The 19,417-nt window shown below is 69.8% G+C and carries 16 protein-coding genes; 5 read left to right on the top strand and 11 right to left on the bottom strand.

Going from position 1 to position 19,417, the window contains the following annotated elements; translation table 11 throughout:
• Nucleotides 1-55: 55 nt before the first annotated feature.
• From NE236_RS00705 to NE236_RS00695, 3 genes are all read right to left on the bottom strand, one after another.
• On the bottom strand, nucleotides 56-1,108 hold the full coding sequence (locus tag NE236_RS00705) for a sugar ABC transporter substrate-binding protein (RefSeq protein ID WP_252839783.1): 1,053 nt from the start codon (nucleotides 1,106-1,108) through the stop codon (nucleotides 56-58).
• Complete coding sequence (locus tag NE236_RS00700) at nucleotides 1,105-2,370, bottom strand: mandelate racemase/muconate lactonizing enzyme family protein (RefSeq protein WP_252839782.1); 1,266 nt, start codon at nucleotides 2,368-2,370, stop codon at nucleotides 1,105-1,107. The genes NE236_RS00705 and NE236_RS00700 overlap by 4 nt, the downstream gene beginning before the upstream one ends.
• Before the next feature lie 179 nt (nucleotides 2,371-2,549).
• Nucleotides 2,550-3,479, bottom strand: a complete 930-nt coding sequence (locus tag NE236_RS00695) for a LysR family transcriptional regulator (RefSeq protein WP_252839781.1) — start codon at nucleotides 3,477-3,479, stop codon at nucleotides 2,550-2,552.
• A 115-nt stretch (nucleotides 3,480-3,594) separates the two neighbouring features.
• Between NE236_RS00695 and NE236_RS00690 the strand changes: the two genes are divergently transcribed.
• The 3 genes from NE236_RS00690 to NE236_RS00680 are packed head-to-tail and all read left to right on the top strand — an operon-like array spanning nucleotide 3,595 to nucleotide 6,872.
• Nucleotides 3,595-4,989, top strand: coding sequence for an FAD-binding oxidoreductase (locus tag NE236_RS00690; protein ID WP_252839780.1), 1,395 nt, complete (start codon nucleotides 3,595-3,597; stop codon nucleotides 4,987-4,989).
• Complete coding sequence (locus tag NE236_RS44240) at nucleotides 4,990-6,048, top strand: (Fe-S)-binding protein (RefSeq protein ID WP_252839779.1); 1,059 nt, start codon at nucleotides 4,990-4,992, stop codon at nucleotides 6,046-6,048. It abuts the gene before it with no gap.
• Nucleotides 6,045-6,872, top strand: a complete 828-nt coding sequence (locus NE236_RS00680; RefSeq protein ID WP_252839778.1) for a fumarylacetoacetate hydrolase family protein — start codon at nucleotides 6,045-6,047, stop codon at nucleotides 6,870-6,872. The genes NE236_RS44240 and NE236_RS00680 overlap by 4 nt, the downstream gene beginning before the upstream one ends.
• A gap of 71 nt (nucleotides 6,873-6,943) precedes the next feature.
• Here the strand turns inward: NE236_RS00680 and NE236_RS00675 are convergent, their stop codons facing one another.
• A complete protein-coding gene (locus NE236_RS00675) occupies nucleotides 6,944-7,600 on the bottom strand; it encodes a GntR family transcriptional regulator (RefSeq protein ID WP_252839777.1) in 657 nt (218 codons plus the stop codon).
• Nucleotides 7,601-7,638: 38 nt separating this feature from the next.
• On the opposite strand from NE236_RS00675, the gene NE236_RS00670 reads away from it, so the two are divergent.
• Together NE236_RS00670 and NE236_RS44235 are read left to right on the top strand one after the other, a co-directional pair.
• Nucleotides 7,639-8,382: an SDR family NAD(P)-dependent oxidoreductase gene (locus NE236_RS00670; protein WP_252839776.1), complete on the top strand. Its 744-nt coding sequence runs from the start codon at nucleotides 7,639-7,641 to the stop codon at nucleotides 8,380-8,382.
• A gap of 200 nt (nucleotides 8,383-8,582) precedes the next feature.
• The gene (locus tag NE236_RS44235; RefSeq protein ID WP_252839775.1) at nucleotides 8,583-9,596 is read left to right on the top strand and encodes a zinc-binding dehydrogenase; all 1,014 of its coding nucleotides are present in this window, start codon (nucleotides 8,583-8,585) and stop codon (nucleotides 9,594-9,596) included.
• A gap of 256 nt (nucleotides 9,597-9,852) precedes the next feature.
• On the opposite strand, the gene NE236_RS00660 is transcribed toward NE236_RS44235, so the two are convergent.
• The 7 genes from NE236_RS00660 to NE236_RS00630 form a co-directional block, all read right to left on the bottom strand.
• Complete coding sequence (locus NE236_RS00660) at nucleotides 9,853-11,682, bottom strand: hypothetical protein (protein WP_252839774.1); 1,830 nt, start codon at nucleotides 11,680-11,682, stop codon at nucleotides 9,853-9,855.
• Complete coding sequence (locus NE236_RS00655) at nucleotides 11,682-13,679, bottom strand: glycoside hydrolase family 31 protein (protein WP_252839773.1); 1,998 nt, start codon at nucleotides 13,677-13,679, stop codon at nucleotides 11,682-11,684. Before NE236_RS00655 ends, NE236_RS00660 begins: the two co-directional genes overlap by 1 nt.
• A gap of 43 nt (nucleotides 13,680-13,722) precedes the next feature.
• A complete protein-coding gene (locus NE236_RS00650) occupies nucleotides 13,723-14,580 on the bottom strand; it encodes a carbohydrate ABC transporter permease (protein WP_252839772.1) in 858 nt (285 codons plus the stop codon).
• Entirely contained in the window at nucleotides 14,577-15,542 is a 966-nt protein-coding gene (locus tag NE236_RS00645) for a carbohydrate ABC transporter permease (RefSeq protein ID WP_252839771.1), read from the bottom strand. The genes NE236_RS00650 and NE236_RS00645 overlap by 4 nt, the downstream gene beginning before the upstream one ends.
• A 13-nt stretch (nucleotides 15,543-15,555) precedes the next feature.
• Complete coding sequence (locus NE236_RS00640; protein WP_252839770.1) at nucleotides 15,556-16,809, bottom strand: ABC transporter substrate-binding protein; 1,254 nt, start codon at nucleotides 16,807-16,809, stop codon at nucleotides 15,556-15,558.
• 60 nt (nucleotides 16,810-16,869) lie between these two features.
• Nucleotides 16,870-17,871: a LacI family DNA-binding transcriptional regulator gene (locus tag NE236_RS00635; protein WP_252839769.1), complete on the bottom strand. Its 1,002-nt coding sequence runs from the start codon at nucleotides 17,869-17,871 to the stop codon at nucleotides 16,870-16,872.
• Between the two features lie 172 nt (nucleotides 17,872-18,043).
• Nucleotides 18,044-19,270 (bottom strand): ROK family transcriptional regulator, encoded by a 1,227-nt coding sequence (locus NE236_RS00630; RefSeq protein WP_252839768.1) that lies wholly within the window; start codon nucleotides 19,268-19,270, stop codon nucleotides 18,044-18,046.
• Nucleotides 19,271-19,417: the final 147 nt, after the last annotated feature.

The raw sequence follows: 19,417 nt of genomic DNA, 5'->3' as shown, positions 1-19,417 counted from the left end.
CCCTGTTGCTCATGCGCCTGTGGGCGCGTCGTCGCCCGGGGTGCTCCGTGCCGGCTCATTTGCCCGCGCAAGGCAGGTTCGCCGTCGCGAAGTACTCGGACCTGTTGAAGTCGTTCGCGGCGGTGCAGTCGGGTCCGAGCGGCTTGTCGGGCACGTTCGCGGTGTAGCCGCCGCGCGGCGGGATCTTGCCGCTGATCATCTGGCGCAGGGTGTCGATCAAGGTCTGGGCCACCTCTTTGGGAGTCAGCCCGAGGTCGGCCATCAGCGGTGACGTCGGATCGGTGAGTGCGCGCAGTTCCTCGTCGGTTCCGTTGATGCTGTAGAAGTACGTGTGGTCGGGCTTCTTGCCGGTCGCGCCGCCCAGCCCCGCGGATTTGAAGGCTTGCAGGGCCCCCATCGCCATGTCGGAGTTGCAGCCGGTGGCGATGGTGTAGCCCTTGTCGCGCTGCAGGGCGTCCTCGGTGACGGTCACCGCCGTGTTCCGGTTGCCCGCGCCGTTGACGGTCGTGATCTGGGCGTCCGGCGCGACGGACTTGACCCCCTTCTCGAAGGGCCCCATGCGGTCGTTCGAGCAAACGGAGACGCCGGTGATCGTGACGATCAACACCTTGACGGGCCGTCCCGGGAAGTTCCGCTTGACGTATTGGGCAGCGGCCTTGCCCGCGGCCTCGGTCTCCGCCTTCTCCGCCAGCCCGACGTACGGGGCGGTCACTCCGGCCCCGAACGGGATCGCCCAGCCGAGTACCGGAACCTTCTGGGCCTGCGCCTGCCTGACGAGCGGAACGGCGACGTTCGCGTCGGCCGGCTGCATGATGATGCCGTCGACGCCGCGGGTGAGCAGGTTCTGCATCAGATCCGGCCCCTTGGTGCCCTGCCCCTGCTGATTCTCGAAGATGATCTTGACGCCCAGACCGTCGGCGTACTTCTGCATCTGCTTCTGCTGGGCGATCTGGTAGGCGTCGGTGTTGAAGAGGATGTCGCCGATCACCAGCTTCTTGCCACCACCGGACCCGCCGCCCGTGGAGCCCCCGCTGCCGCCGCACGCGCCGGCGAGCAGGGAGGTGGCCAGTGCCGCGGCCAGAAAAGCGATACCGGTCCTGCGCTTCACTGGTCTTCTCCTTCGTTACGGGTTTCGGTGGTCCGTGACCGACGCGGCTTGGCAACGGTCCCGCCCTGATCGGTGACGTGGCCGACACCGCGGATCTGCCAGTCGCGGCGGGCGTCACGATGGACGGCCGTCGACGCGCCGGGAAGTTGCGGACGTTCCAGGTAGCCCTCGTTGACCACGCTGCGTTGCTCGAACGCGTCCTGGGTCCACGGGATGAACTCGACCAGCGGCGGCACGTCGCTCAGCGCCGTACCGACGAGATGCTGGTGCACCTGCATCATGTCGCCGGCATGCGGGGCGATCCGCAGCCCGTGCGCGGCCGCGTGGTGGGCGACCTGAAGCCATTCGGTGACACCGCCGACGCGGGTCACATCCACCTGCACCACGCGAATCGCGTCGGCCGCGATGAAACTGGCGAAGTGGTGATAGGAGTACAGGCTCTCCCCGGCGGCGATGTCGACACGCGTGGCCCGTTGCAGCCGGGCGTGCCCGTCCAGCGCGTCGGCGTGCAGGGGTTCTTCGATCCAGTCCATGCCGACCTCTTCCAGGGCCGGCAGGAGCCGGCCGGCCGTCGACAGATCCCAGCGCTGGTTGGCGTCGCACATCAGGGTGATGCCGTCGCCGATCGCCCGGCGGACCGCCCGTACCCGATGGGCGTCCTCCCGCCAGTCGGGCTTGCCGACCTTGATCTTCACCCGACGCCAGCCGCGGTCGATCAGCGAGGTCAGATCCCGCACCAGTGTGTCGACCGGGTAGTTCAGCCAGCCTCCGTCGGTGTTGTAGGTCTCGATCGCCTCGGCGCTGCCACCCAGCAGCCGCCACAGCGGTACCCCGGCCCGTTGCGCCGCGAGATCCCACAGCGCGATGTCGACCATCGCCAGTGCCATGTGCACCGCGCCGGCCCGGCCGAGCCAGTGGGTGGGCAGCCAGTACAACCGCTTCCAGGTCCCGAGAATGTCCTCGGAGGCGGCTCCCAGCAACGAGGGCGCGTAGTAGCGGCTGATGACATCGCACAGCAACTCTGGAGCGCAGTGCACCCCGGAGATGCCCGTTCCGACACGTCCGTCGGCCGTGCGGATCTCGACCACGGGGACGATCCAGGACCGTAGCGACGCCGTGGAATCGGCGATCGGCTGTTTGAGGGGCACGGCCAGCGCATAGGTCTCCACGGACGTGATGACCGCGCCGGCGTCACCGCGCGGCAGGTCCACCAACGGCGGCGAGAGCACCCCGAACGCGTCGGCAGAGTCGTCTAGTCCCATTCCGTATCCTTCCTGAACTGCGGCGAACGCCGACCTGAGAGTTCGAGTTCGGCACACATTCAGCCACCGGAAACGCGCCCGTAACAACGACGACTTGTGGATACAGGGAATTCGGAACACGAATAACGCCGGGCGGCGGTGGCCGACGCCGCCTCAGGCAGGGGCAGAACTCGGCACGCTCAGTCGGGGATGGGAAGCGTGCCGGGAGGGAGCTCGCCGGCCAGGGCGAGATCGATGAACGCCTGCGCGACCCGGCTCACCGGCCGTTCGGAGTGCCACCACAGGCCCACGTCGCGGTACAGGTGGGGGTCGCCGACCAGGCGTGTCTCGAGCCCGTCACGGCGAGCCATGGTCGCCGCGAGCAGGTTGACCAGCCCGAGGCCGAGCCCTGCGCGCACCATCGCGGTCAGCGTGGTCGGCTGGTGCGAGACGATCCCGACCTTGGGCTCCAGCCGGCTGGAGTGCATGGCCAGCGACGCCTCGTACCCCAGGATGGGCGTGTCCAGCGGATCACCGATCGTGATGACGGGGTACTGGGCGATCTCTTCGAGGCCGACGGACTCCTGCGCCAGGACGGGATGGCCGAGGGGAGCCAGGACCACGAACGGCTCCCGCCACAGCGGCCGCCGGACCAGAGCGTGATCCGCGGGTTCCGGCCGGTACGGCCGGATCGCGACCGCGGCCTGCCGTACCGACAGCGTCGACTCGATCAGCTGCACGTCGCCGTCGAGAACTCCCACCTCGATCAGCGGGTTCTCCTCACGCAACCGCTTCAGTACCGGCGCCAGGAACTCCGAGCTCGCGCTCGCGAAACTCGCGATCGTCAGCCGGCCCGCGACCGTCGTCGTCGACCGCATGTCCGACACCGTGTCATCGACGGCAGCGATGATCGACCGCGCCCGGGGAAGCAGCCGCTTGCCCTCGTCGGTCAAGGTCAGCGGACGGGTACGCCGATCGATCAGCGGGCATCCCAGTGCCTTCTCCAGGCTCGCGACATGCGCCGAGATGCGGGGTTGCGACAGGTGGACGCGCACAGCCGCTCGGGCGAAGCCGCCGGAGTCGACGACCTCCAGCCAGGAGCGCAGCCAGGCGAGCTCCAGGTCGGTCATGGGCACCTCCACTGCTGTTCACCCTAATCGCGGGTGGGAGGACGACGGGGTCCGCGTCCGCGTCGATCGATCCTGGCCTGGACGACGCCCTGCTGCCATGGTTACATGTCAGACAATGTTCAGCGATCGGTCTCTCTCCACCAATGTCCTGCGGAAGCTCCGCTCGGTCGTCGGCAACGAAAATGTGCGCACCGACCCCGGGGTGCTCGAGGCGTACGCGCGGGATGCGACGCCGCTGTTCCACGCCTACCCACAGGCGATCGTCGAGCCCGACGACGCGCAGCAGATCGCCGAGATCGTTCGCATCGCCGTCGAGCATCGCCTCCCGATCATTCCGCGAGGCTCCGGGTCGAACCTGTGCGCCGCCACCTCGGCCCAGCAGGGCGGCATCGTCCTGACCACGGCCCGGATGCGGCGCATCGACGAGATCGCCCCGGCGGAGCTACTGGCCCGGGTCCAGCCCGGCGTGACGACCGCCGCGCTGGCGAAGGCGGCAGGCGAGCACGGGCTGTTCTATCCACCCGATCCGGGCAGCCACACCGTCTCGACGATCGGCGGCAACATCGCCACCTGCGCCGGCGGACTGCGCGGGCTGAAGTACGGCGTCACCCGGAATTACGTCCTCGGTCTGACCGCGGTGCTCGGAACCGGTGAGATCGTCGCCACCGGTGGCCGGTTGTGGAAGGACGTCGCGGGATACGACCTGACCCGGCTGCTCACGGGCTCGGAGGGAACCCTCGGCATCATCACCGAGGCCACCGTCGCCCTGCTGCCCGCGCCCGCGACGACGGGAACCGGACTGGCCTACTTCGCCGACCTCGAGGCGGCGGGGCGTGCCGTCGCCGAGATCATCGCGCGCGGCGTCGTGCCCGCCACGCTGGAGTTCCTCGACCGACGGTGCATGGACGCCGTCGACGCCTACGCCCACCTCGGGCTGCACGCGACGGCCGGCGCGATGCTGCTCTTCGGCGACGACGGCGAGGACGATCAGGTGGCCGCGAGCCTCGCGCGGATGCGACAGGCGTGTCTCGACAGCGGTGCCCTGTCCGTCGAGATCGGTGGCGTCTCCGAGGCCGAGTCGCTGCTGGCCGCCCGCCGCTGCACCCTTCCGGCGCTGTCCCGGCTCGGCTCCCTGACGATCCTCGAGGACGCGAGCGTGCCCCGGCCCCATCTCGCCGAGATGGTCGCCCGCATCGACGACATCGCGCGCCGGCACGACGTCGTGATCGCGACGTTCGGGCATGCTGGTGACGGCAACCTGCACCCGACGTGCGTACTGCCCTCCGCCGAGGACACCGAGGCCATCGCCCGCGCCGAACGCGCCTTCGGAGAGATCTTCCGAACCGCGATCGCCCTGGGCGGGACGATCACCGGCGAGCACGGCGTCGGCGCGGCAAAGCTGCCCTATCTGGCCGAACGGCTCGGACCGGCGCAGACGGCCCTGCTGCGCCGGATCAAGTCCGCCTTCGATCCGGCGGGCATCCTCAACCCCGGAAAGCTGGGATCATAAGTGGCCGATCTCTTCGACCCCGACCGGCTCAGCCGCTGCATCTCCTGCGGGTTCTGCCTCCCGGCGTGCCCCACCTACGCCATGACCGGTGACGAGGCCTCCTCACCCCGCGGCCGGATCACCCTCATGCGAGCGCTCGACGCCGGGCGGCTCGAGCTCGACGATCCCACCCTGGCCGAGCAGGCGTCCCTCTGCCTCGGCTGCCGCGCCTGTGAGCCGGTCTGTCCCGCCGGTGTCGAGTACGGCCAACTGCTCGAAGAGTGGCGCGGCGCGCAATGGCAGGGACGCCGCCGTCCGCTGATCGTGCGCGCCCTCGTCCTGCTGGTGACGCTGCGCCCGGCCCACCGGCTCGCCGGGATCCTCCGGCGCGCCGGCCGCCGGAAGGCCGACGATGCCGATCAGCTGATGCTCGGCTGCGTGGAGCGGACGATGTTCCCGCGGGTCAGCCGTGCCGCGCTGACCTTGGCACCGGGCCTCGCGGCCGATCCGGACCAGGGCTGCTGCGGCGCGCTGCACGCGCACAACGGAGAACCCGAACGGGGCGCGGCGATGGCCCGCCGCCTCGGCGACGACCTGCCCGGCACCATCGTCACCACCTCGGGCGGATGCGCCGCCCATCTCGCCTCGGTGATCGGGCGGGAGCGGGTACGGGAGTTCTCCGAATACGTCCAGGACCAGCGGTTCCAGCCGGTCCTGATCGACGGCCGGCCCGCCCGGGTGACGTTGCAGGACTCCTGTCACCTTCGCAACGGCCTCGGCGTGTGGCGCGAACCGCGACGACTGCTGCAGAGCGTCGCCGACTATGTCGAGCTGCCCTCGGCGGCCACCTGCTGCGGCGCCGCCGGCACGTACTCACTGGTCCGCCCACGCGAATCGCGGACCCTGGCGAAGGCCAAGGTGGCCGAGATCGAGGCCGCCGGCGTCGACATGGTGGTCGCGGTCAACCCCGGTTGCCTGCGCCAGCTTCGCCAGGCGCTGCGCCGGCACCGTTCGCGTGTCCGCGCGGTGCACCTGACCGAGTTCCTCGCCCTCTCGACGAAAGGACCACACTCATCATGAGATTCGCGCGTACCGGTGCGCCGGGAGCCGAGCGGCCCATCGTGTCCGGATCCGACGGCCGCTGGCGCGATCTGACGCCGCTCACCGACACCATCGACCTCGAGCTCATCAGCTCCGCGGAACGGCTCGACGTCGACGCACTGCCGGTCGTCGAGCCGGGGCGGTTCGGCCCTCCGCTCGGTCGGATCGGGAAGATCATCTGCATCGGGCTCAACTACGCCGACCACGCGCGCGAGACCGGCGCCACCCCACCCGAGGAGCCGATCGTCTTCCTCAAGACGGCGGACACCGTCGTCGGTCCCGACGATGAAGTGCTGATTCCTCGCGGTTCGAAGAAGACCGACTGGGAGGTGGAGCTCGCGGTCGTCATCGGCACCACCGCGCGCTACCTCGACTCGGTCGAGCAGGCCCGCGCCTGCATCGCCGGGTACGCGATCAGCAACGACGTGTCGGAGCGGGAATTCCAGCTCGAACGCGGTGGCCAGTGGGACAAGGGTAAGAACTGCGAGACCTTCAATCCGCTGGGCCCATGGATACTCAGCGCGGACGAGGTCGCCGATCCGCAGGATCTCGGTCTCAGGCTGTGGGTGAACGGCGAACTGCGCCAGGACGGCACCACCGCCGACATGATCTTCGGGGTCGACCATCTCGTCTGGTACCTCAGCCAGTTCATGGTCCTGCGGCCGGGCGACCTCATCAACACCGGAACGCCGGCCGGCGTCGCGATGGGATCGGCCACCGCCGACTACCTGAAGGCGGACGACGTCGTCGAACTGGAGATCGACGGTCTCGGCCGGCAGCGCCAGCACTTTCGGCAGGCCTGATGCTCCGAACGCAGCATGCGACGCTGACCGGACACGTGCACCCCGCCGCGCCGCCGGAGTCGAGTGCTTCCTCAGGCCGTCCGGTCCGCCATCGTCAGCAGCGCATCCCGTGCTCCGGCCAGGTGCCGCCGGGCGGCCTCCACCGCGCCGGGCCCGTCCCCACGACGGATCGCCTGGAGGATCTGGCGATGCTCGCTGGCGATCCGCGTACGACCGAGGGCCTGCCGCGTCTGCATCATGCACAGGTGAACCTCCCCCGCCAGCGCGTTGTAGGAGCGTTCGAGGCGCCAGCTGCCGGTCGCCGCGGCCAACGCACGGTGGAACCCCAGGTCCGCGGCCACGAACGAGCTGGTCACCGCGTCATCGGGCAACCTCTCCAATGCACCGATCGCGTTCTCGGCGTCGTCCAGTCGGACACCGGTCGCCTGGCTGAGGCGCTCGACCATCGCCAGCTCCAGCGGAATGCGGACGAAGTACAGATCCTCGATGTCCTGCGCGGAGAGGGATGGAACAACGGCCGCATGGTGCGAGTCCTGCCGAAGCAGGCCCTCGAACACCAGCGTGCGCACCGCTGCTTTCGCCGTCGGCCGCGACACCTGGAAACGCCGCGCCACCTCCACCTCGGCGACCGGCGCCGCCGGAGGCCACTGCCCGTCGAGGATCTGCCCCCGCAGTGCCTCGACCAGCGCGTCGACCACCGTGACCGTCGAAAGACCCGATCGAGACATGACGACATGATTACACGTCTGACAATCCAGGAGGGCACGTGGCTGCACCACTCAAGGCGATCGTGACCGGCGGCGCGTCCGGCATCGGCGCGGCCACCGTCGCCGAGCTCACCGAGCACGGCGTGCGGGTCGCCGTATTGGACGTCAACGCACCGCCGGGCGGCGGCACGCCGTTCGCCCTCGCCGACCTCACCGACGACGCCGCCGTTCGCCGCGCGACCGCGACCTTGATCAGTGAGCTCGACGGGCTCGACATCCTCGTCAACAACGCCGGCATCGGTGCCACCGGCACCATCGAGACCAATCCCGACGACGAATGGCACCGCGTGTTCGACGTCAACGTCGTCGGGCTCGTCCGCGTCACCCGCGCCGCCCTGCCGGCGTTGCGCCGCTCCCCGTCGGCGGCGATCGTCAACACCTCCTCCGTCGTCGCGACGACCGGCCTGCCCAACAGGGCCCTCTACAGCGCGACCAAAGGCGCGGTGCTGTCCCTGACGCTCGCCATGTCCGCCGACCTCCTCGCCGAGGACATCCGAGTCAACGCGGTCCTGCCCGGCACCACCGACACGCCCTGGGTCGGGCGCCTGCTCGACGCCGCCGACGACCCCGGAGCCGAGCGCGCCGCCCTCAACGCCCGCCAGCCGCACGGACGTCTCGTACGACCCGAGGAGGTGGCGGCGACGATCGCCTTCCTCGCCCTCCCCGGCGCCGCGTCCCTCACCGGTTCCGCCATCACCATCGACGGAGGACTCACGACGCTGCGTCCACCACCGGCCAAGTAGGGCGTCCGCTCCCGGCCGTCAACGCGAGTGTAAGAGCGCGGGCTCTAAGGCCGCACCGTGCCGGGGCGCTGGACACCATCGACAGGACGCTCCCGGCCGCCATGGGTACCGCTCCGCTAGCCCGCGGATGGTGCTGTTTCGCCTGATGAGCGGCCCCGGCAGACCCGGCTGCGGCGGGAGCGGCGAGTACGATTGCCGGAGTGAACGATCAAACAGTCATCCGAGAGGTCCGTGTCGCGCGCCGCCCGCAAGGCGTTGTGCGGCCCGAGGACTTCGACCTTGCGGAGGCCGCCCCGCTGCCGCAGCTCAGCGACGGCCAGGTGCGGGTTGCGCTGCGGCTCCTGGGAATGAACGCCGGCATGGCCGACGGAATGCGCGAACACACCAACTCCGGCCGTCCCGGCATGGCGCTGGGCCAGGTGCCCCGCAGCGACGCCGTACTGGAGGTCGTGGAATCCCGCAGCGACGAATTCGCCCCCGGTGATCTGGCCGTCCGCTCCTGGTCTCCGTGGCGGGAAGCGGACATCGTCGACGCGGGCGAGCTGCGCCGCATCCCGGCCGAGCGCGCCGACTTGCCGCTGGAGGACCACCTGACGGTGCTCGGCCACGTCGGCTTCACCGCATGGGTCGGTATGGTGAGCGTGGGACGGGTCCGCGAGACGGACACGGTCTACGTATCCGGCGCCGCCGGCGGCGTGGGCAGCTGCGCCGTGCAGTTCGCCGCGGCGCACGGAGCCCGGGTAATCGGCAGCGCGGGCTCCCCGCAGAAGGTCGCCCTGCTCAAGGAGCTGGGCGCAGACGCGGCCGTCGACTACCACGATGGGCCGGCCGTCGAGCTGCTCCGCGCCGCGGCGCCGGACGGCATCGACCTGTTCTTCGACAACGTGGGTGGCGACCATCTCGAAGCAGCCCTCGACACGCTCCGCTTCCGGGGCCGCGCGGTCCTGTGCGGAGCGGTCTCCCAGTACGGGCGCGAAGGCACAGGCCCGAGGAACTACCTCCGCATGATTTACCAGGAACTCACCCTGTACGGGTTCATCGTCACCGAGCATGAGGATCTGCGCCCGGCCTTCGAACGCGAGGCGACCCAGCTCGTCCGCGACGGCCGCCTGCACAGCATCCACACCGTCCTGAACGGCTTCGACCGCGTCCCGGAGGCGTTCAGCGCCCTGCAGGCGGGCGGCAACCTAGGCCGCATGATCGTCGCCGCGTGACCGTGGTCGCGTGATCGTCGCCGCGTGACCGTGGCCGCGTGACCGTGGCCGCAGCCGCAGCCGCAGCCGCAGCCGCTCCAACAGTGAGGCGGTCGATGAAACGGCCGCCCTGCCGGTGCCGGCGTCGCTGCGGACCGGCGTCCGTCGCACCCAGGCGAACACCGAACGTTCTACAGCCCCTGCCGGGGTGCCCATCCCCTCCATCGCCGATGACGAAGGCGTGCGGGCAGAGGCCTCTGCCCGCACGCGAGGGCGGTCAGGGCTCGACGTCCGCCCGGTCGATCGCGATGTTGTCACCGCTGCTCGACCCGTTTCGCCCTCCGGTGTTCGTGATCGTCAATGTGTGCGTGCCCGAGGTGAGTGCTGGGCTGGTCCACACGACTCCCGAAGCGTTTCGGGCAGGCGCGTAGTCGTCGACGCTCTGCGCCGTCCCGCCGTCGATCGCGACCGACATGATGCCCTGGTCGACGTCGCGAACCGCGTGCAGCGCCACCCGGCTACCGGTGAAGCGGAACGTCGCCGTGGCGCCGCCCACGTAACTCCAGTTCGCGGTTCCCGCGTACATGTCCGGCACGCCGGTGGTCAGGCCCCAGTTGGCCCCGTACTGGAACTGGTTCGTGCCGGTACCGGTCTCGTTCCCGTCCACGATGGCGGTGGTGCCGAGGCCCGTGCCCTGGGGGGAGAGCGTGAGCCAGAACGCGTCGGTGCCGGACTGGAACGTCGCCGGAAGGCTGATACCGCCATTGCTGATGGACACGTCACCGTCGTAGGCGGTGAGCGGGGTTCCCAGCGGGATCTGGTCCGGGATGCGGCGCAGCGTCGCGTGCAGCCGATGCCCGGCGCCGCCGGCGGTGAGCCACGGCGTGGACGACAGTCCCTTGACGGTGATCGTCGTGGTCCCCGTCTGGCCGCTGTTGTTGCCGATGAGCGCGCCTGCCTGTCCGCGAGTCCGGTCGGCGGCGGCGGCCACGACGATACCGGAGTTGCCGCTGGTCGCATCGACCATGGAGCCGCTCAGACTCGCGTAGGCGCGGTAGACCCACCACTGCCCGGTCGGCGCTTGGAGGGCGCCGGTGCCGGCGAGTACGGAGTCGAGCGTGCCGGCTCCGCAGCAGTCGCTCCAGATCGCATGCGCCGCGTCGGTGACACCGGAGACGGCGAGCCGGTCGAGGAACCACGCGGTGTAGGCCGACGTCTGCTGGCCGGAGAAGAGATACTCGTTGATCGACTGCCGGATCGGCGCGAGGCCGTGCGCGCTGACCAGGCTCGCGGCGTCCGCGGAGTCGCTCGCGGGATCGTTACCGAAGTGCCAGTTCAGCACGTTCGGAACCGTGCCGTCGGCCTTGGTCTGTCCGAGGAAACCGTCGAGCCACGAATGGTTGTAGCCGCTGTAGGACGGCCCGACGATCGTCGCCGACGGGCTGAGCCGCCGGATCTCGCTGACCGCGGTGTCCCACATCCGGTAGTACTGGGCGCTGTTGACGCCGCGCTGCCAGAACCCGGTGCCGTCCGGCTCGTTCCAGATGTCGTAGTCGACGGGCACGCCGGACGCCGAGACGTCGGCGACGACCCGGTCGATGAACGTCTTCCAGTTGCCGCAGTCGCCGTTGTCACACGGGTAGACGGTGCCTGCCGGCTGCGTCGTGTCCGCGCCGTACAGGTCCGAGACCAGCAGGTGGTAGCTCGCGTGGTACGGGGCGGCGGTCACGCGCCGGGCCTGCGACAGCGCGGAGTCGATGCGGACGCGGTAGCCGGAGCCGGCCGTGTAGCCGTCGCCGATCCAGCCACCACCGGCGATACGGGCGCCCCCGCCGCGGAACAGCGTCGGGGCCAGGGGCTGGAGCAGGTCGCCGGACGGGCCGGAGCCGTCCTGGGTCAGGCCGTAGAGGAAACCGGCTCCGGCGTGTGTGGGCGTCTTGCCCTGCTTGGACACGTCGATGGTGACCGTCGTGTCGGGGACGTTCGCCACGGCCCGTACTGCGGGAAGCAGCGCTCCCGCCGTGGCGAGGACCGCCACGGCGGCGGCCGCGGTAAGGGGGCGGGACGGGCTCCGTGGGAGCGAAGAGCGGGGCTTGGAACGGGTCATTACTCCTCCGAACGCAGGGGCAGGTCGGCGTCGTCACGCGTGAAGAGGGGGATGCGGTCCAGCGGGGCCGCCACGGTGATCGGGGCACCTCCGGTGTATCGGCGTCCGGTGTCGACGTGCGTCCACGTCGCCCCGGCCGGCAGGTGGACGCGGCGCTGCCGGGCACCGAGCTCGGTGACCGGTGCGACGAGCAGGTCCGGTCCGAACATGAACGCGTCGTCGACGTCCCAGGCGGCGGCGTCGCCGGGGAACTCCACGAAGAGTGGTCGCATCAGCGGCATTCCGGTGCGCTGCCCGTCACGGAGATGGGCGTGGATGTACGGCCGCATCCGCTCGCGCATCCGCATCACCGAGGTGATCGCCTCGTAGGCGGACGCGCCGTAGGACCACACCTCGTTCGGGCCGCCCCCGTCGCCGATCGCGCCATGGGACGTGCGCGGTTCACGGTGACCGTGGAGGCGGAAGATCGGGCAGAACGCGCCGAACTGGAACCAGCGCACGATCAGCTCCCGATAGTCCTCATCGTCCGGGTCACCGCCGTGAAATCCGCCGATGTCCGTCGTCCACCACGGGATACCGCTCATCGCGACGTTGAGGCCCGCGCGTACGGACATGGCCAGGGCCGGGAAAGTGGCCGGGATGTCCCCCGACCACAGCGCAACGCCGTAGCGCTGCGAACCGGCCCACGCCGACCGCGTGAGAGAGAGCACCTCCGGCTCCCCCGCGGCGCTCAGGTGCTCGAAGACACCGCGCGCGTGTTCCCGCGGGTACATGTTGGCGACCTCGCACCCCGGACCGGCGGCGTAGCTCAGGTTGTGTGGCAGTCGCATCTCCGGCTCGCACGCGTCCAGCCAGAACACGCGGATCCCGAGCTTGTAGTAGTTGGCCTGGATCTTCTCCCAGAGGTATTCACGGGCCCGTTCGTCGGTCGCGTCGTAGAAGGCGACACCGATCGGGGCCGCGGAGCCTGAGTCCGGCCACTCGGCGTGGAGGTCGGTCCCGTTCTCGGCGGACACGAGCATGCCGGCCGCGCGCATCGGCGCGTAGTTCTCCGACAACGGGCTCACCGACGGCCAGACCGACACCGCCGGCTCGACGCCGAGGTCGCGGAGCTCGTCGAGCATGGCGCGTGGGTCCGGCCATGCCTCGCGGTCGAAGTCCCAATCACCGAGGCGACGCCAGTGCAGGTAGTCGACGACGATGACCGACAATGGCAGCCCCCGGCGCGCGTACTCTCGTGCGACGCCCATCAGCTCGTCCTGGTCGCGGTAGCGGAGTTTGCTCTGCCAGAACCCGGACGCCCATGACGGCAGGGCCGGCGGGTGCCCGGTCGCCTGCGCGTAGCGTCCCAGGATGTCGGCGGGCGTGTCCCCGACGGTCAGCCAGTAGTCGAGCTGCCGCGCGCGGTCGGCCACCCACCGCGTACCGTTCTCGGCGAACTCGACGCGTCCGACCGCGGGGGTGTTCCACAGCAGCCCATAACCGCGACTGGACACGGCGAAGGGGATCGACACCTCGCCGTTGCGCTGCGCCAGCTCGAGCACCATCCCCTTCTGGTCGAGCCGACCGTGGCCGTGTTGCCCGAGACCGTAGATCCGCTCGCCGGGGTAGGCCGCGAACCGCTGCTCGATGCGGTGGAAGCCGCCGCCGAGGGCCTCGAAATGCCGGGAGCCCGGCCACCAGAAGTGCGCAGGCTCCTCACGCAGGATCTCCGCGCCGGTCACCGCGTGGTGCGCGGACAGCAACCCGCCGGCATCGACGGTGACCCGGATCCGGCCGTTCGTCACCGTGGCACGGCCGTCGTCGGCGTCGACCTCCATCACGGCACCGGGCACGGTGGGGGCGTCGGCGTCCAGGGCACCCGGCAGACCAGGGTGGATCCGGTGCGCGCCGGCCCGTACCCGGACCCCGTCTTGCCCCCACGGCTCGACGGTGAGGACGTGATGGCCACCCCTCCAGGTCAGGTTCCGGTCGGTCACAGTGAACGGGCTGAACAATCTGTCTCCTTCAGGGAAAGTGGGAAGGGGAACGACCCGGCGTTCAGTCCTTGACCGCGCCACTGCCGATGCCCGCGGCGACGTACCGTTGCGCGACCACGAGAAGAATCGCGGCCGGGATCGACGCGATGACGCCGGTGGCCATGACGCTGTTCCAGTCGGTCAGGTGGGCGCCGATGAAGCGGTAGATGCCGACGGTGACCGGGGCGTGCTCGTCTCGTGAGGTCAAGGTGACGCCGAACAGGAAGTCGCCCCACGCGAACAGGAACGAGAACAGCCCGGCGGTGATCAGGGCGTTGCGGCTGACGGGCAGGATCACCGAGACGAAGGTCCGCAGCCGGGACGCGCCGTCGATCTGGGCCGCCTCGCTGAGCTCGTCGGGCACGCCGCGCAGGAACGACTGCAGGATCAGCGTCGCGAACGGGACGGACAGCGTCGAGTCAGCGAGGATCAGGGCGAACGGCGAATTGATCAGTCCGAGCCGGTCGGCGGCCGTATAGAGGGCGTTCGCCATCACGATCCCCGGCACCATCTGCGCGATGAGCAGGGCGAACAGCAGCGCACGCCGGCTCGGCGCGCGCAGCTTCGCCATGCCGTACGCCGCCGGCGCCGCGACCAGCAACGTGACCGCGACCGTGCCGAGTGAGATCCCCAGGCTGACGAGCAGATGCCCGCCCTGGCTGGACAGAGCGGCACGGTAGCCGGAGAGCGTGCCGTGCAGCGGAAGCCACGTCGGCGAGCCGCTGACCAGGTCCTCAGGCCGCAGCAATGAGGCGTTCAGCATCCAGTACAGCGGGAACAGCATCACGGCGAGGATGAGTACGCCGACGGCCGTGGCGGCGGCTCGGCGTCCCCCTCTTCCCCGGTGTCGCCGGACCGGCGCGACGGTGCGGGGCGTCATCGGGTCCCTCCTTCCGTCTCGCGGGTGGAGCGCAGGTAGACCGCGGCGAACACGATCGCGACGAGGATCAGAACGTTGCCGACGGCGGCGCCACGACCGAAGGTGAGCTCCTGGAACGACAGGTCGTAGGCGTACGTGGTGAGGGTCTGCGAGGAGTGCACCGGGCCGCCCTGCGTGACGATCATGATGATGTCGAAGACCTTGATGGTGTAGATGAGACCCAACGTCAGCACGACGAGCGCCACCGGGCGCAGCAGCGGCAGGGTGACGTGCCGGAACCGCTGCCACGCTCCGGCGCCGTCGATCGCCGCGGCCTCGTGGACCTGTTCGGGGATGGCCTGCAGCCCGCCGTACAAGATCACCATGTTGAACGGAATGCCGACCCAGATGTTGACGAGCGTGACCGCGATCAGCGACATCTTCGTGCTGACCAGCCACGGCACCGGATGGCCGACCACGTGCAGCTGCAGTAGCGCCTGATTGAGGACGCCCGAGTCGTTGTCGAGCATCCACCGCCAGACCGTGCCGGACACGACCAGCGGAAGCAGCCACGGCACCAACAGCAGCGAGCGCAACGTGCCGTTCAGCGGGAACGCCCGGCGGAAGAACATCGCCAGCGCGAGACCGATCGAGAACTGGACCACCAGCGACGCGACGGTGAAGACGACGGTGTTCGCCACGGTCGGCCAGAACTCCGAACCATGCAGGACCGCACGGTAGTTCGCCAGGCCGACGTACGGCGCCCTCCCGGTGTAGAACGACGCCACCGTGTAGTTCTGAAATCCCATCCGCACGTTGCTGACCAGCGGATAGAGGTAGAAGCAGGCGACGTACGCCCAAGCGGGCACGATGAACCCGACCGCGCTCCAGCGTGACCGCGACGACCGTGGCCGTCCGCGTTCGGCACGGCGGCCGGCCGACCTCACCGCGAAGCGCGCCCTCGGCGAGACACTCGTGGACATCCGCATCCGCCGATCAGGACTTCGTCGTCTTCGACTGGGCCTCGGCAAGCGCCGCCTGCGGTGTCTTACCGCCGACCAGGCAGGCCTGCAGCGCCGTCCACAGCGCCTCGCTGACCTTGGGGTAGCCCGTGCCCAGCTCGGCGGTACGCGCCTGCGCCGTACCCACCTCGGTGACGAACGCCGCCAGCTGGGGGTCGCTCGCCGCGAGCCGTGCCGCGGCGGCTCGGTCGCTCGGGATGTAGCCGGCGGCCTTCGACCATTCCAGGCTGTGCTCCGGATCGAGCAGGCACTTCACGACCGCGACGGCCTTGCGTTCGCGGGCCCGGTCACTGTGCCCGACCGTCCACACCTCACCGCCGAGCGGGGTGACCGGCTTGGCCGAGGACGAGGGCACCGGGATCGGCGCGATGCCGAAGTGCAGATCCTTCTTCGCGTTCAGTTTGGGCAACTGCCAGGGACCGTTGATCATCATCGCGACGTTGCCGGCGGCGAACTGGTCGTTGATGTCCGTCTGTGTCCACGTCACCACCGACTTCGACGCAGAGCCCTGGTCGACCAAGGTCTTCCACAGCGTGAGGGCCTGGACCGCCTGCGGTGAGTTCAGGTTCTTCAGGCTCGCCCCGGCGGTCCAGAAGAAGGGCTCGAACTGGAAGCTGCCCTCCTCCGTGCCGACGGCGGAGAACGCCATGCCGTACCGCTTGCCCTGGGTCAGCTTCTTCGCGTCGGCGGTCAACTGGTCCCACGTGGTCGGCGGCGTAAGACCGGCCGAAGCGAACATGTCCTTGTTGTAGAACAGCGCCAGGCCGTTGACCCCCGGCGCGATCCCGTACGTCTCACCCTGGTATCGGCCGGCGGCGACGATCGACGGATAGAGGACGCCCGTGGACAGGCCCGCCTGGGACAGCGGTACGAGGCCGCCGGTGGCTGCGAGCTGCTGCAGGTCCGGATTGTCGACCAGTGCGAGGTCCGGAAGAGAACGGGACGACGCCTGCTGCAACAGCTTGGGCATGAACTGCGCGCGCGGAACCTCCTGGTGGACGATTTTCACGCCGACCTGGTCGCCGCACTCGTCGAGCACCTTGGGCAACTGCGTGTTCTGCGGCGCGGAGTCGTAGTAGTCGGTCTCGGTCAGCGACCCCGCCTCTGATCCGCTCCCGCCGCCATCGCCGGAGCCACATGCCGACAGCGCCAACGACGATGCGACGGCGAGCGCGAGCGCGCACCGGCCGGCGGTCATGCCGCGAAGCCGCGGGGGGAGAAGGTTCATGTCCGTGCCTTTCGAATTGATTCGACAACCTGCGCGACGGCGCATGGTCGCGGCGTACGTCTATCTCCTGGGGGCGGTGGTGTCACCGATCTTCAGCGCTGGGGCGAGGATCGTGGCGGGCGGTTGGGGATCGCCATTGAGGACGCCGGCCAGCAGGCGGACCGCCGTACGGGCGAGTTCCTCGACCGGTAGCGACACGGCGGTGAACCGGAGCTGGGAGCGTTGCGCCTCCGGGCATATGGCCATGACCGAGATGTCCTCGGGGGCATGGAGCCCGCGTGCGGACAGGCAGTCGATGACCAGTGGCAGCGCGCGCTCGTTGTACACGATCAGCGCGGACAGGCCGGGAGTCTGCGAGAGCAGCGTGTCAACGGCCACGTCGACATCGGCGGGTGAGCCGTCGCACGGCGTCCACGATGCCTCGGCCCGGCCGGCACGCAACGAGTACAGCGCACTGTCACGAGCGTGGATCGCGTACGCGACGCCCCTGCGGAACGTCTCCTCAGCCCCCCCGAGATAACCGACGCGGGTGTGTCCCAGCTCCAGCAGGTGCTCCGCGCACAACCGTCCTGCGAGCCCGAGGTCGAAGTCCACACACGGCAGGTGAGCCTTCTCCTCGGGCGTGCCGACGATCACGGCTGGGCATTTGAGCGAGCCGAGCAGCCCGACCCGGGGGTCGTGCCGCTGAACCTCCATCAGCATCACACCGTCGACGAGCGACCCCAACACCGCGTCACGGATCGCCGCTTCGCCGTCGTCATCCGTGAGCATCAGGAGCTTCAGCCCCGCATCCTGTGCCGCCGTCAGGGCCGCCCACACATAGGGCATCTGCACCTGGGCGTCGGGTCCGTGCACCATCGGCAGGGCCATCGCGATGACCCCGTTGCGGCGGGTACGAATCGACCGCGCGCCGACATGCGGCCGGAACTGCAGCTCCTCGATGGCCTGCTCGACACGCCGCTTGGTCTCCGGGGAGATCGATCGCGCGCCACTAAGGACATATGACACCGTGCTGCGGGCCACGCCCGCGCGGCGGGCCACGTCCGCGATCGTCACCGCCATCGTGCAAGCTCCTCGCTGTCGAATTGATTCGACTACGCGAGAATGTAACACCACGATTTCGCTCGCACAATAGCCGCCGACCAGAGGTTTCTGCGCGAGAGATGGGCGGCGCGGGTCCGGCGCGGCGACGGCGGCCTCGAGCCTCCGCGGCCTCGGCCGGACGCGGGCGCCGCTATTCGGTGGTGACCGGGTGATGGTCTCCGCCGCGTTCGGCGGCGGCGAGTCGGTCGGCCAGTATCCGGGGCGCGTGCGCGAGGACCATGCCGGCGGCACCGCGCACCTCGGCCTGGTCGCGGAGTTCACCCGGCACGACGGTGACGGCCTCCGCGGCGGGAGCCAGGGCGTAGCGCCGGATCGCGCGTTCCAGCGGCGCGAAGAGCAGCGGTCCGGCGGCCGCGAGATCACCGCCGACGACGATCAATTCCGGATTCAGCAGGGTGACGAGGTCGGCCAGGACGATGCCGATGTGCTCGGCGGCGTCCTCCAGGGCGCGGACGGCACCCCTGTCGCCCTCATCGATCAACCGCAGGAGATCGGGGACGGTGACGCGGCGGCCCCAGCTCTGCTCCAGGAGCCGGGCGATGGCGGCCGGGCCGGCCACGGTCCCCAAGCAACCGCGGTTTCCACATCGGCAGATGCCGCCACGGGGGTCGGACACGACGTGACCGATTTCGCCGGCGAGACCGCCCACGCCGGTCAGCGGCCGGCCGCCGCTCACGATTCCCGCGCCGATGCCGGTGGAGAGCCTGATGTAGATCATGTCGGACGTGCCGCGCCCGGCGCCGTACAGACGCTCGGCGAGGGCGCCGGCATCGGCGTCGTTGGCGACCTGGGCCGTCAACCCGGTCCTCTCCTCCAGTTCACGGCCCGGCCGCACCCCGACCCAGCCGGGCATGATGCCGTGCGCCTCCAGGGCGCCGTCGGCGGTGCGGACCGGAGTGGCGATGTCGACGCCCAGCCCCAGGACGTCGCCGAGGGCGATGTCCTTCTCGCGGATCGCCTGCTGGATCAGGTCCGCGGTGAGGTCGAGGGTCTCGCGCGGTGCCCGGTCGGTGTCGCCTGCCACAACGGTGTCCCAGATCGGGTCTCCGTTGAGATCACATACGGCGACACGGACCTGCTGATGGCCGATGTCCGCCCCGACCGCGTAGGCGGCGGAGGGAATCAGCGTCAGGGGCTGCGCCGGCCGGCCGGTCGGCCTGCCCTCCGGCTCCGAGGTGTCCGGAGCCTCTTCGATCAGACCGGCGGACAGCAGGTCGGCGACGATCGAGGAGACGGTCGCGCGGGACAGGCCGGTGAGCCTCGTGAGCTGCGAACGACTCGACCGGCCCACGTGGTGCAGCGCCTCGAGGACCCGGAGCCGCCCCACCTCGCGAAGATTCAGTGGGGTATCGATCACAGGCTCCTCGGCTTCGATGCGTTCCTGTCAGGCTAGCAAGCATCATCGGCGAAATTGCCTACCGATTCTGTGCTTTGACTTGATTTAAGGCGCAAAATCGGAGAAATTCGTGCCACGGGCCCCTCTTCCACCCCCACCGTCCCCGCA

The organism is Actinoallomurus purpureus (assembly GCF_024055795.1).
GTDB lineage: Bacteria > Actinomycetota > Actinomycetes > Streptosporangiales > Streptosporangiaceae > Actinoallomurus > Actinoallomurus purpureus.
The sequence above is the reverse complement of the archived record's forward strand: the minus strand, read 5'-3'. Positions and strand labels throughout refer to the sequence as shown.

Excerpts from the sequence above, each read along its gene's own strand:
- NE236_RS00690 (WP_252839780.1), top strand. The coding sequence starts at position 3,595 with ATGTTCAGCGATCGGTCTCTCTCCACCAATGTCCTGCGGAAGCTCCGC.
- NE236_RS00680 (WP_252839778.1), top strand. The coding sequence starts at position 6,045 with ATGAGATTCGCGCGTACCGGTGCGCCGGGAGCCGAGCGGCCCATCGTG.
- NE236_RS00700 (WP_252839782.1), bottom strand. The coding sequence starts at position 2,370 with ATGGGACTAGACGACTCTGCCGACGCGTTCGGGGTGCTCTCGCCGCCG.
- NE236_RS00635 (WP_252839769.1), bottom strand. The coding sequence starts at position 17,871 with ATGGCGGTGACGATCGCGGACGTGGCCCGCCGCGCGGGCGTGGCCCGC.
- NE236_RS00675 (WP_252839777.1), bottom strand. The coding sequence starts at position 7,600 with ATGTCTCGATCGGGTCTTTCGACGGTCACGGTGGTCGACGCGCTGGTC.
- NE236_RS00645 (WP_252839771.1), bottom strand. The coding sequence starts at position 15,542 with ATGTCCACGAGTGTCTCGCCGAGGGCGCGCTTCGCGGTGAGGTCGGCC.
- NE236_RS00660 (WP_252839774.1), bottom strand. The coding sequence starts at position 11,682 with ATGACCCGTTCCAAGCCCCGCTCTTCGCTCCCACGGAGCCCGTCCCGC.
- NE236_RS00640 (WP_252839770.1), bottom strand. The coding sequence starts at position 16,809 with ATGAACCTTCTCCCCCCGCGGCTTCGCGGCATGACCGCCGGCCGGTGC.
- NE236_RS00695 (WP_252839781.1), bottom strand. The coding sequence starts at position 3,479 with ATGACCGACCTGGAGCTCGCCTGGCTGCGCTCCTGGCTGGAGGTCGTC.
- NE236_RS00650 (WP_252839772.1), bottom strand. The coding sequence starts at position 14,580 with ATGACGCCCCGCACCGTCGCGCCGGTCCGGCGACACCGGGGAAGAGGG.